Here is a 12681-nt window from a genome sequence, read left to right as displayed (position 1 = left end):
GATTATGTCCCGTTTTGACTTTCTCTCCGAGACTTGGAAACGAACATCGCTATGAAACATCAGACCTGACAGGCGCGCGCGGAGGTTCCCGTTGGCAGACAGAACCAGCAGCCTGTCGGGTGCACAGTCACGCATTCAGAGGAGCGGATACCTTTCCGGTGTCCTCATCGACTTGGGCAAACACCCAGTCGGTCAGCATCGCTCCACCCCACATGCCAACGAGCGCGGTCCATGCGGTCAGGGCGAGAATCGAACCGCCGCTGATTCCGGCGCCCACCGCACAACCGCCGGCGAGCATCGCGCCGAAGCCCATCAGGATGGCGCCGATGATGTAACGTCGCATCGAATGGCCGCCTTGAAATCCCTCGAGCTTTAGTTCGCCCGCCAGAAGGGCAGCAGTAAAGGACCCGAGGAAAACTCCCGGCATGATTCCGATGCCGAAGTCGAATGCCCCCTCGTGCGGCGCAACAGTCAGCATCAGGAGATCGGCCGAAGGTCCCGAAAAAGTCAGCGACTCGACAGGTACGATATCGAAGGAAGCCTGTGAAACAGCATAGGTGTAAAGCCAACCGGCGACGATTGCGACGCCGGCGCCGATTGATCCAATCCAGATATTCAGGCCGACGCGCCGGTGGGTCGCCAAAGCGAGGCCGGCGACCAGCCAGATCAACCCGAACGCAATCCCGGCCCGACCGTCAAGGCCCATCCAGGTCAAAAGCGAGCGGTCCGGCCCGCCTTCAATAAGCCACCAGCTCGATATTTCTGCGCGGAGCGGCGCGAGGGCCCCGCGATAGGCCGCCTGCGCCGTCACGGCAAAGATCAACCCGGACAGAAGCGCGCGGAGGTTTCCGTTGGCAGACAGGACCAGCAGCCGGCTGGCGCATCCTCGCGCGCAAATCATGCCGACGCCAAACATCAAACCGCCGATCGCCGCTCCCGACATGCTTCCGGTCGTCGCTAGCTGTCGCGTTTGCGAGACATCGAGCCAACCGGCGAAAATCGCCGCCTGGGTTCCAGTTAGAGCGACAGAGAAGACGAGCAGCCAGACCGCCAGCTTCGTTCCGGGTTCGCGCCTGCGGAATTCGATCGTCGCCGAACGCAGACAAAAACGGCTCCGCTGAGCGAATGCTCCGAAAAGAAAGCCGATGGCGACGCCGCCGACAACGAGCATGTTGACATCCCCGACGGTGTTTATGACTTGCGCGAGTTCCATGTCCGGATCGCCTTCTCATTGTAGGGAATCAAATCACATTCAATTATTCGAATATGGCGAGGAAATCGATTTGACGCAGATCAATCGGAGCGAGGCAAAAAATCGCGCACCGGCCCGCATCGAGTGGCTCCTCGATTTTGTCGGAAAACGCACTGCTTTCCGGACGCCGGCCGTGAAGTGAATCCCGTAGATTGATCGAAATCAAAGAACGCCGCTCCCACACATTCGAATATTTATATTCGTAAATATACAAAGGAGCAAAACCATGTTCTTGTCATGGAAATCGGGAGGAGTGCTGCTCGGCTTGGCATTTTTTCTGGCGGTCGCACTCGTCAAGCCGATCGGTGTTTCCACCCAATTCGTGATTCTCGACGGACTGCTTTGGAACGCCGTCGATAGCGCAGTGGTGGTCGCCGACGAAGCGGCCAAAAGCGGCTATGCCTCGCCGAACGCCTATCTGGACAAGAGCGGCGGAAAATACGCCAAGGCGGTGGCCAACCCGGTCAACTACGGATTCATCTTTGTGCTGGCGATCGCGCTCGGGGCAGCCGTCTCGGGCTATTTACGCGGGAGTTTCCGCGAAAAGAACCGCTTTATGCCCGAGGTTTGGCTCGCCAACTACGGGAAAACCCCGGCGCTGCGCTTTGCCTCCGCCTTCCTGGGCGGTTTCCTGGTGCTCTATGGCGCGCGTCTCGCCGGCGGGTGCACGTCCGGCCACATGATGAGCGGGATCATGCAGACCGCCGTTTCCGGCTATATCTTCGCGGCGGGCGCCTTTCTGGCGGCCATCCCGACCGCAATGTTCCTCTATTCGCGTGAGGCATGACATGACCATTCTTCTTGCAATCCTCCTCGGCGCTTTATTCGGGATCGCACTTGACCGTGCCGGCGCCACTTCGCCCAACCTCATCATCGGTATGCTGACGTTGCGTGTGCTGCATTTGATGAAGGCCATTCTTTTGGCCATTGGCATCGCCTCGGTGTTGATGTTCGCCGGACAGATCGCGGGCCTGGTAGAGGTCGGCCATATGTCAGTAAAGACTGCCTATATCGGTGTCTTTTTCGGCGGTCTTCTCCTCGGTCTCGGCTGGGCCGTCTCCGGCTTTTGTCCGGGTACCGGAGTGGCTTCGGCAGCCACCGGTCGACTTGACGCGCTGGTATTCGTGGGCGGTGGCCTGGCCGGTGCTGCGGCCTTCATGGCCACCTATGAGTGGTTCGAAGGGACATGGGTGATGGCGAAAATCGCCGGCGGAAATGCGACGCTCGGGACCGTTCCGGGGATTGATAACCCGGCGCTGATATCGGGCCTGCGCGGAGACCTTCTTGGCATCGCTCTCGGTGCGGTTTTTATCGCCGCGGCCTTTGCATTGCCAGACCGTTTGTCCGGCAGTCGCGTAACCGTGGTTCCGGCGGAATAGAGTTGATCGACACGAAACGCGGCGCATCGCTTTGACGCGCCGCGTTTTTTGCGATCCCAGCGTTTGGAATGGTTTTCCGCCAACTCCGCTCGGCGACGGACAGCATGCTTCCTGTCTCACTCTCTAGGGGCCATTCTGAAGACCGGGATGGAAGACGTTCCTTCAATATTGGCGCCGAGGCCGCGAATTTCTCCCCGGAACAAAGTGAAAATTCCATCTGCCCCAACGGACGTTATCGGCGATTTTGATGAAAGATACCGTTGGCGCCGATTGGGTTTGGTCAAGTTCGCTGACCTTTGCCAGCTATGCGGTTGAAGCAATCCAGCCATGCGTCTTGCGTGTTGTTGACCTAGGTCAACCTTTAGCTGCGCGCAACATTTACGGATTACGGACACGGAAATTCCGTGCTGAAGAAAGTAGAGAGCTTATGGAACTTGCTCGCCGATTTTTCTTGCAACAAGTCGCTCGTGTTACAGCCGGTGCCGCCTTGGTTCCGCTGTCCACGGTGGCCAACGCCGGAATAAACGATCAGCCACCGCGACGTGGCGGCGATCCGAAAAAACGCTATGCGATGCTTATCGATCTGCGGCGGTGCATTGGCTGCCAAGCCTGTACCGTTTCCTGTCACATCGAAAACCAGGCGCCGCTGGGTAAATTCCGCACAATCGTTTCGCAATACGAAGTGGAAAGCTTGGAAAGCGGCAACGCTGTGCAGTTCATGCTGCCGCGACTGTGCAACCACTGCGATAATCCGCCCTGCGTGCCGGTTTGCCCGGTACAAGCGACTTATCAGCAGGAGGACGGCATTGTCCTGGTTGACAGCGACCGGTGCGTGGGGTGTGCCTACTGCGTGCAAGCCTGTCCGTATGACGCGCGCTTCATCAACGACCGCACTCAAACCGCCGACAAATGCACTTTCTGCGCCCATCGGCTGGAGGCCGGTCTGCTGCCGGCCTGCGTCGAATCCTGCGTCGGAGGGGCGCGCATTATCGGCGACCTGAACGATCCGGGAAGCCAGATTTCGAAAATGGTCGAGGAATATCGGGGCGAACTGATGGTGCTCCAGCCAGAGAAGAACACGGTGCCTCACGTTTTCTATCTGGGCATGGACGAACGCTTTATCGACCGCCCGTCCGCGGCGCCCGAACTGTGGGAAATCCGTGACGGCGAAGGGCAGGAATTGGGGTACGAATATGCAGAGCATTGAACTCGTCGCACCGCGCTACGGCATCGCCTGGTATCCTTGGGCGGTGCAGTATTTTTTTCTCATCGGGTTGTCCTATGCTTCTCTCTGGTTGGTGATTCCTGGCGCGATCCTGGGTCGGGAGAAATGGAAGCCGGCGGCGCGGCTGGCGCTTCTTGGCGCGGTGAGCACCGCGATTGTGGCCCCGGTGTCGCTGCTGGCTGATTTGCACCAGCCGCTCCGCTTCTGGCACTTCTACGCCTATCCGACGCCGTCTTCGTGGATGTCGCTAGGCAGTATTTTCCTTCCGCTCTATGTTGGCGCGGTAATTTTCCTTGCTTGGCTAATCTGGCGCGACCCGTTGAAGGCACGCGCTGGCGCGGGCGGGCTGCAGGGTCTGATCGCCCGCGGGATCCCGCTTGGGCAGTGGAAAACGCCACGCTGGCTGGTTGTTGTTGTGGGCGTCGTCGCCGTCGTGCTGTCCTTCTCGGTAATGGTATACACTGGTGCTGAAGTCGCCATCCTGAAGGCTCGTCCGCTCTGGCATACGGAATACCTCCCGGCGATATTTCTTCTGACCGGCGTGATCGGAGCTGCGGGGCTGGCAGTGGTGATCAATCGCTTCTCCGGCATGCGTCACCCGTTGGCTGGCGACCAGATGCTTACGATCATTCTGGTCGCCACGGTTCTGGCCGGACTGGTCGCGGCAGGCTGGTTGGCCCAAGGATTGGCGATCAACGACGGCTCCGTTGCGGCGGCACTGGAGTCTGTGCGCGACAATGCCGGCTGGCGCCGGGCCGCATATTGGGGCGTGGCCGCCGGCATCCTGCTGTTCCTTGGCGCCGGACTGATGGAAGTGATGGGTTCGCTGCGCGGCACGCGCTGGATTCTCGGCCTCCTTGCGCTGGCCGTGGCGTGGATGTTCCGCTGGACCGTCCTGATGGATGTGCAGACGATCGCCAAACACACCGCCGGTTTCAACGACTACACGCTGTCGCTGGGCTCGCAAGGTCTGCTCGGCATCGTGGGCACCTTCGGGCTGTGGCTGGCCGTGGTCGTCGTCGTCAACCTCTTCGTTCCCTGGCGGGCCGCCTACGGCGGTCGCGACGGGGCAGACACGCTCTCCGCCACCAAAGGAGAACCGAGCTATGGATAAGACTCGCCGCAGATTGCTTCAGGGCACCGTCGCCGCTGGCGGCGCTGCCACCTTCGTCGCCGGCTATGCCGAACCGCTGGAAAAGCTCGCCCACGGGCTGAGCGGAAGCGCCGGCGAAAAGCCCGATCACCCGATCTACGGCAACGCGCCCGCGCCGGAATACCGTGTCGACCTCGACACCGGAGACCTGGAAATCAATCCCGACCAGCGTATGGCCTTCACCGTTTGCTACGGCTGCACCACGAAGTGCGGTGTCCGGGTGCGAATCGAGAATGGAACCGACCGGGTTCTGCGGGTTGCGGGCAATCCCTACAATCCGCTCTCGGCGGATCAGCACCTGGATCACGCGACACCTGTTCGCGAGGCGTTGCTGAGTGTTAGCGCACTCGGTGACATGGGGCAGCAGAACCGTTCGACGGCGTGCGCTCGTGGCAACGCGATGATCGGTCAGATCGACAGTCCGCACCGGGTATTGTCTTGCCTCAAGCGGTCGGGTCCGCGCGGCTCGGGCCAATGGCAGACCATCTCCTTCGAGCGGGCGATCGAGGAGATTTGCGAGGGTGGCGACCTTTTCGGCGAGGGCGATGTCGAGGGCCTGCGCGCGATTAACGATTACGAGACGCTGATCGATCCGGAGAACCCGGAGTTCGGCCCGAAGACCAACCAGCTTCTGGTCATGGAAGCCACCGACTACGGCCGCTCGGCGCTGCTCAAGCGATTCGCCTTCAACGCCTTCGGCACTCGCAATTATGGCCATCACGGTTCTTACTGCGGGCTGGCGTTCCGGATGGGGTCGGGCGCGGTGATGAACGACATGGCGAAATTCGCTCATGTGAAGCCCGATTTCGCCAATGCTAAATTCGGTCTGTTCATCGGTTCGGCGCCCAGCCAGGCCGGTAACCCGTTCAAGCGTCAGGGTCGGCTTCTGGCGGAGGCCCGGGCGCGTGGCACACTCGATTATGTCGTCGTCGATCCGGCGCTGAACGCCTCGGTGGTTGAATCCGCTGGCGTTCACGCCAACTGGGTTCCAGTGCGGCCCGGCTCGGACACGGCGCTGGCCATGGGCCTGATCCGCTGGTTGATGGACAATGACGGTTATGCCGCCGACTTCCTGGCGCTCCCTGCAGACAAGGCCGCCAAGGCGGCGGGCGAGGCGGGCCATACCAACGCCACCCATCTGGTGATTGTCGAGGATGGACACCCGCGTCAGGACCGTTTCCTGCTTCGGTCAGACTTGGGGTTGACTGAGGCTGAGGCCGAGGATGACGGGCCAATGGTTATTGCCGGAGGTGAGTTGATCGCGGCCGCCGAGGCAGCACGCGGCGAGCTTTTCGTCACGGATGCGGTGGACCTGCCTGATGGTACGCGTGTCGCGGTCAAGAGCAGCCTGACGCTGCTGCGCGAGGCTGCCGAAGAACACAGCGTGGCCGATTATGCGGTCGAATGCGGCGTGCCGGAGAGACGGATCGCCGAGATCGCGTCGCGGTTCAAGGCTGGCGGTCGCCGCGCTGTCGCCGACTGCCATGGCGGCATGATGTCGAGCAGCGGATTTTACGCCACCTTTGGCGTGCAGATGCTGAACCTGCTGGCCGGCTCGATGAACCGGACAGGCGGGGCTGCTCATGGCGGCGGCTCGTTCAATGGCGTGGGCAAGGGCCCGCGCTATAACCTCAAGGCCTTTCCAGGGATGCGCAAGCCCAAGGGTATCTTCCTGTCGCGCTCGAAATTCCCGTATGAGAAATCCTCGGAATACAAGCGCAAGGTTGCTGCGGGCGAGAACCCCTATCCGGCCACCGCGCCCTGGCGCTCGCTGGCGCCGCCGACGCTGACCGAGCACCTGCCCTCAGCGCTCGACGGATACCCCTATCCGATCAAGGCTGTTATCGGTTGCATGGCCAATCCGATCTACGGGCAAGCGGGGCTCGACAAGCTGATCGGCAAGAAGCTGGCCGACCCCAAAAAGCTCGGCCTCTACGTGGCGGTGGACGGATTCATCAACGAAACCAACCGCTATGCCGACTACCTTTTCCCGGATTCCGTGATGTATGAGGTTTGGGGCTTCACCGGAGCCTGGTCGGGCAACCTCACCAAGATGACCACGGCCTGCTGGCCGGTGATCGAGCCGCGCCAGGTCAAGACCGCAGAGGCTCAGCCGGTCAGCATGGAGAGCTTCTTCATCGCGGTCGCCAAGCGGCTGGGGCTCAAGGGCTTCGGCGACGAGGCGATCCCGGGGGCCGACGGCACCCTCCTGCCACTCAACTCGGCCCAGGATTACTTCCTGCGTGCCGCCGCGAACATTGCCTTTCAGGGCGAGCCTCTTTCGGAGGCGACCGAAGACGACGTCGAACTGAGCGGCCTCGATCCTCTGTTGCCGAAAATCGAGGCGGTCCTACCGGAAGAGGAGCGCGGCCCTGTCGCCTACCTTTATTCGCGCGGCGGCCGTTACCAGCCCTACAAGAAAGCCAATGACGGCGAAAATCTCGGAAATGCGTGGAAGCGCACATTGTGCATCTACAATGAAGAGGTTGGCACTACGATCGACAGCCAGACCGGCCAGCGCCACCGCGGTGTGCCGCAATTGCAGATCGCGCAGCTCGCCGACGGCACGCCGATGCGCGAGGTCTATCCGCAGAAGGACTGGCCGCTCCTGGCCTTCTCGTTCAAGTCCAACCTGATGAATCCCTATGCCGCGGGGCTCGACCGTCTGCGGATGATCAAGCCCTACAATCCGGTGCTGATCAATCATCTTGATGCCGAGTGGTTCGGGGTCGAGCATGGCGACCTGATCGAGATTGAAAGTCCCGGCGGGCAAGTCACCGGCACCGCACTGGTGAGCCGCGCGGTGATGCGCGGTGCGTTGGGGATCGAGCACGGCTTTGGCCACCGCGAACTGGGTGCCGGGGCACACCAGATCGATGGCGAGCCCTTTGGCGGCAATCCTTGGGTTGGTGCCGGGGTGAACCTGAACGATTTGGGGTTTGCTGATCCGACGCGAAATATCGCGGGCACGTGGCTTGAACCGATCAGCGGTGCGGCCGTGCGCCAGGGCCTGCCGGTGCGGGTGAAAAAGGCGACTGTCGCGGCCTGACCGATGGCCCGCACCGGGGTTTTCGGGTGCGGGCGCTAAATCACGCGGCAGGGAGCATGCAAGGTCCGTCAAACTGCGGTGGCGTGTCTGCGCGAAAGGATAGAGAGTTGAAGATTGCTTACACGATGGCGCCAGGGCTCGGGGATATCGCCTTCCTTGGGCGATGGAAGCGATCAGGGTCCGCGCGGCTGCTAACGGCGATAAGGTTGGCGACTTTAATTTTGCTCTCGAAGATTATGAGCTCGGCTATGCCGTTCCGGCCGTGGCAACCGGCACACTCAATCGCTCCGCATCGATTCTCATCCAGGCAGGCTTCAATTCGAGACTTGCAGCGATCAAGGCTGTCGGGGACACAGGTGCTACCTTTCAGACGGCGCAGGAGCTTCGGCAATGGCTCAATTCTGAAGCCGTTGCAGCTCGGAGTGCTCTGCCCGATTGGCCGACGATTGAGACAAAGGCAATGTGGACAGAATTCGTTCAGAGTTTCACACCGCACGAAAACCGTACTTGGGCTGACCGTAGATACTGGGCGAATGTGGCGTGGCTTGCAGCTACACCACCATCAGGTACACCCGTCCAGGTTCATCACTGGAACGGTCAGCCTCGGGTTCTCTCCTCCGACGGCGCCTTTATCGGCAATCTACAGGCCGCGCTGAACCCTGGAAGAGCCGGCCTTTTACGCGCGAACGTAGGCGAGGACGTCGGGCGGATCGACATCACCTATCTGGGACTGGCAGACTTTGCTGGAGAGTGAGCCGAAGGTGGCAGCCTCGTATTCGCTGCTCGACAAACTCATTGATTGAATCCGTGTCAGCGTGCAGTTTCTTGCGGACCGCGGCAACGGCCGACCTAAGTGAAGGATTGCTAGGGGAACTGTGAAGCGCACTTATCGGCGCAGATGTTGGAGGATCGGTTTCAGGCGGAGCATTTATTTAGAGACGATGACGACTGTGATTTCAGACCGGCACTTGCTACGCAACTTGGAATGCGAATTGAAAAAATCCGTTGATAACAAAAACTTGATCGATAAAAATAAATGAATGACTTCAATAGCTTGAGATTCTGGCGGTATTTCTGACGGTACGGATGTTCAAGTGCCGTAGAAACACCAGCAAAAATAATGCGCTATCCATCTAGGATATGATGGAGTGGGAGTGAGAAGAACCGGGCCCCACCGGTGGCATGGTGGGAGAGCTGCAACGAAGGCGCCAACGGAAAAACTTCGGTTTTCGTGCCTTCTCAGCGTGAAATCGTACCTCGCCAGAGGGCGAAATCAACGCTGCGAACTTGTGTTGGACCTAAGCAAGTGTCAGTGTAATCCCGATGCGGCCGTCCGGTTTTTCAGGGGCCGGTCTTGGGGTATGAGCAAATTTTCACGCCCTGAAATTCGAGAGGAGAAACTGCCATGGCTTGGAAAGCGCCCAAAATTATCGAAGTCAGTTGCGGGATGGAAGTGACCCGTTACGCCCCGGCGGACGGGGACGAACCGATCCTGTTCTGAAGTAGCCGGATCACAGGGCGAGCGGGATGTCATCGTCTTTGCACGCCCTGATTCTGGGTGCTGCGGCGGGCGGCGGTCTGCCCCAGTGGAATTGCGGCTGCGACAATTGCCACGCCGCCCGTGAGGGTCAAAGCGGGCTGCTGCCGCAAACACAATCATCCCTTGCCGTTTCGGCGGACCGGAACGCGTGGGCCCTCCTCAACGCCTCTCCGGACATACGACAGCAGATTCACAGCAACCCGCAGCTTCAGCCGCGAAGCCTTCGGGATACGCCGATCGCGTCGGTTCTGCTGACGAATGGCGACATTGACCATGTGGCAGGGCTCCTCAGCCTTCGGGAAAAGCAGGCTTTCACCGTTTTTGCGACACGCGCGGTCGTCGAGACGCTGGCCGCCAATCCGATATTCAACGCCCTCGATCCGGAGATGGTCGGCTTCACCGCCATCGAACTGGAGCAGGCGGTGGAAATTGCTCCGGGTCTGACGGCGCGGCTGTTTGCGGTGCCTGGAAAGGTGCCGCTTTACATGGAGCAGGGCAAGGTCGAGACCGATCTCGAGGGCGAACAGACCGTGGGTGTCGAAATCACCGCAGGAGACAAGAAAGTTTTCTACATTCCCGGATGCGCGCGCATGACGGCCGCGCTCGCCGGGCGGCTACGCAACGCCGATCTCGTCTTTTTCGATGGTACGGTTTTCACCGATGACGAGATGATAGCGACCGGAACAGGCAAGAAGACCGGACGGCGGATGGGGCACATGGCCATGTCCGGTGAAGAGGGCTCTCTGAATACCTTTGGCAGCCTCGGTGTGCGCAAGAAAGTCTTTGTCCACATCAACAACACCAACCCGGTCTGGAGACCCGGCTCCCCCGAGCGCGGCGCCGTGGAGGAGGCCGGATGGACCGTCGGTGCCGACGGAATGGAGATTTCGGCATGACGCTCCCGAAGAAAACGCAGCTGGTTTCCCGCGCGGATTTCGAGGCGCGGCTGCGCAGGATCGGCGATGAGAGATATCACGACAAACATCCCTTCCATCGGCTTCTTCACGGAGGCGGATGCACCGCCAAACAGGTTCGGGCGTGGGTTATCAATCGCTACTATTATCAGAGCCGGATTCCGATGAAGGACGCCGCCTTCATGTCCCGCTGTGAAGACCCGGACCTTCGCCGGGCGTGGCGCTCCCGGATCGAGGATCATGACGGCGGACCCGATGAAGGGGGAGGCCTGCGGCGCTGGCTCCAACTCGCGCGGGCGGTGGGGCTCGACGCGGACTATGTCGCATCCTGCGAGGGGGTGCTGCCCGCCACCCGCTTTGCCGTGGACGCCTATGTCAGATTCGTACGCGACATGCCGCTTCTCGACGCTGTGGCGGCTTCCCTTACTGAGTTGTTCGCTCCGAAGATTCACGCCGAGCGGATTGCCGGCCTGCTTGCCCATTACGATTTCGCCGACGAGAGTTCGGTCGCCTATTTCAGGCATCGTCTCGATGAAGCGCCCAAGGACGTCGCGTTCGGATTGAATTATGTTCTCGATCACGCCGACACCGCGGAAAAGCAGCTGGCCGCCGCTGCGGCCCTCGAATTCAAGACCGATGTGCTGTGGTCGCAACTCGATGCGCTTCATTCGGCCTACGTCGAGCCGGGGCGCATTCCCCCGGGCGGCTGGAACGGTCGGTCTGGGTTGACTGTCGTCCCCGAAAGGGAGCCGGCATGACCGGCCCCGTGAACGAGCGGAAAGCATCGCTGAACATGGCGTCGCGGCCGCGTCTCGCCAGAGGCGTACGCATGCGCGAAGACAAGGTCCGCGGCCGGACCGTATTGCTCGCCCCGGAGCGCACCGTGGCTCTTGACGAGACCGGGATCGCCATTCTCAATCAACTCGACGGCAAGAGTACCTTGCGGCAGGTGATCGACACGCTGGCGGAGACCTACGACGCGCCTGCCGACGTCATCGAAAAGGACGTCGTCGCCTTCCTCGATGATCTGGGTGCCCGGCGTTTTCTGGAGTTCGAATCGTGAACGCCCCTCCCGGCATCCATCCCCCCATGGCGATGCTCGCGGAACTCACGCATCGGTGCCCCCTTGCCTGTCCGTATTGTTCCAACCCGCTCGACCTGAAGACCCGGGCGGAAGAACTCGAGACCCGGGAATGGGTTCGGGTGTTCGGCGAGGCGGCCGATCTCGGCGTTCTGCATGTTCATCTCTCGGGCGGGGAGCCGGCTGCCAGACCCGACCTCGTCGAGCTAACCGCTGCTGCAAGCGGTAGCGGTCTCTACACCAATCTGATCACGTCAGGGATCGGCCTGAACGAGAAGCGCATGGACGCATTGGCCGATGCGGGTCTCGACCATGTGCAGCTTTCAGTCCAGGGCGTCGACGAGCAGGCCGCTGATCGCGTTGGCGGTTACACTGGCGGCTACCGTCGCAAGATGGACGTCGCGCGAATGGTGAGGGAACGCCGGATACCGTTAACGGTAAACGCGGTCTGCCACCGGCAGAACATGGACGATATACACTGCATCATTGACTTGGCGGTCGAACTGGGCGCCCGGCGGCTTGAGGTCGCGACGGTGCAGTTCACCGGCTGGGCGACGGTGAATCGGCAACAATTGATGCCGACCCGCGCGCAAGTTGCCGAAACGACAGCCGCAGTCGAACTGGCGCGCAGGCGTCTGAAGGGCGTTCTCGTCATCGACTATGTACCGGCCGACTATTACGCGACTTACCCGAAGGCGTGCATGGGGGGGTGGGGGCGCGTCGGTCTGAACGTCGACCCCTCGGGAAAGGTCCTTCCGTGCCATGCGGCCGAAATGATACCCGGGCTGGTCTTTGACAATGTCCGCGACAAGAGCCTTGCGCAGATCTGGTACGACGGCGACGCGTTCAACGCCTTTCGCGGCACTGAATGGATGAAGCAGCCCTGCAGAACCTGCGAGCGCCGCGAGATCGATTTCGGCGGGTGCCGGTGCCAGGCGATGGCGATTGCCGGCGAAGCTGCATTCGCCGATCCCGTCTGTGCGAAGTCGCCCCACCGATATCTCGTCGATCAGGCCATTGAATCGCTTGGCGTCGATTTCGTGGAAGCGGATTTCCGGTATCGTGCCGCGCCGGAGCGCACGCGCTGA

Annotated in this window: 12 protein-coding genes; 11 read left to right on the top strand and 1 reads right to left on the bottom strand. The window is 60.9% G+C overall.

The genetic code is table 11. The features are described from left to right. Positions 1 to 127: 127 nt before the first annotated feature. On the bottom strand, positions 128 to 1213 hold the full coding sequence (locus LC298_RS15100; RefSeq protein ID WP_131569603.1) for a YeeE/YedE family protein: 1086 nt from the start codon (positions 1211 to 1213) through the stop codon (positions 128 to 130). A 265-nt stretch (positions 1214 to 1478) separates the two neighbouring features. Here LC298_RS15100 and LC298_RS15095 point away from each other — a divergent pair, with 265 nt between their 5' ends. From LC298_RS15095 to pqqE, 11 genes are all read left to right on the top strand, one after another. Next, a complete protein-coding gene (locus tag LC298_RS15095; protein ID WP_131569605.1) occupies positions 1479 to 2039 on the top strand; it encodes a YeeE/YedE thiosulfate transporter family protein in 561 nt (186 codons plus the stop codon). A 1-nt stretch (position 2040) separates the two neighbouring features. Then, the gene (locus LC298_RS15090) at positions 2041 to 2631 is read left to right on the top strand and encodes a DUF6691 family protein (protein WP_131569607.1); all 591 of its coding nucleotides are present in this window, start codon (positions 2041 to 2043) and stop codon (positions 2629 to 2631) included. Positions 2632 to 2878: 247 nt separating this feature from the next. Further along, the gene (gene dsrO / locus LC298_RS15085; RefSeq protein WP_223385693.1) at positions 2879 to 3838 is read left to right on the top strand and encodes a sulfate reduction electron transfer complex DsrMKJOP subunit DsrO; all 960 of its coding nucleotides are present in this window, start codon (positions 2879 to 2881) and stop codon (positions 3836 to 3838) included. Continuing rightward, on the top strand, positions 3792 to 4970 hold the full coding sequence (nrfD, locus tag LC298_RS15080) for an NrfD/PsrC family molybdoenzyme membrane anchor subunit (RefSeq protein ID WP_199223302.1): 1179 nt from the start codon (positions 3792 to 3794) through the stop codon (positions 4968 to 4970). The genes dsrO and nrfD overlap by 47 nt, the downstream gene beginning before the upstream one ends. After that, on the top strand, positions 4963 to 8058 hold the full coding sequence (locus LC298_RS15075; protein ID WP_131569609.1) for a molybdopterin dinucleotide binding domain-containing protein: 3096 nt from the start codon (positions 4963 to 4965) through the stop codon (positions 8056 to 8058). The genes nrfD and LC298_RS15075 overlap by 8 nt, the downstream gene beginning before the upstream one ends. Positions 8059 to 8221: 163 nt before the next feature. Next, entirely contained in the window at positions 8222 to 8812 is a 591-nt protein-coding gene (locus LC298_RS15070; protein WP_223385692.1) for a hypothetical protein, read from the top strand. 651 nt (positions 8813 to 9463) lie between these two features. Beyond that, a complete protein-coding gene (gene pqqA / locus LC298_RS15065) occupies positions 9464 to 9559 on the top strand; it encodes a pyrroloquinoline quinone precursor peptide PqqA (RefSeq protein ID WP_131569611.1) in 96 nt (31 codons plus the stop codon). 26 nt (positions 9560 to 9585) lie between these two features. Continuing rightward, a complete protein-coding gene (pqqB, locus tag LC298_RS15060) occupies positions 9586 to 10494 on the top strand; it encodes a pyrroloquinoline quinone biosynthesis protein PqqB (RefSeq protein ID WP_131569613.1) in 909 nt (302 codons plus the stop codon). Continuing rightward, on the top strand, positions 10491 to 11270 hold the full coding sequence (gene pqqC, locus LC298_RS15055) for a pyrroloquinoline-quinone synthase PqqC (protein ID WP_131569616.1): 780 nt from the start codon (positions 10491 to 10493) through the stop codon (positions 11268 to 11270). Before pqqB ends, pqqC begins: the two co-directional genes overlap by 4 nt. Next, positions 11267 to 11575, top strand: coding sequence for a pyrroloquinoline quinone biosynthesis peptide chaperone PqqD (gene pqqD / locus LC298_RS15050; protein WP_131569618.1), 309 nt, complete (start codon positions 11267 to 11269; stop codon positions 11573 to 11575). The genes pqqC and pqqD overlap by 4 nt, the downstream gene beginning before the upstream one ends. A gap of 26 nt (positions 11576 to 11601) precedes the next feature. Further along, positions 11602 to 12681, top strand: coding sequence for a pyrroloquinoline quinone biosynthesis protein PqqE (pqqE, locus tag LC298_RS15045; protein ID WP_131569863.1), 1080 nt, complete (start codon positions 11602 to 11604; stop codon positions 12679 to 12681).

This window comes from Oricola cellulosilytica, from assembly GCF_019966575.1.
Classification (GTDB): domain Bacteria; phylum Pseudomonadota; class Alphaproteobacteria; order Rhizobiales; family Rhizobiaceae; genus Oricola; species Oricola cellulosilytica.
Note: the sequence above shows the minus strand (reverse complement) of the source record. Positions and strands in the feature narration are given on the sequence as shown.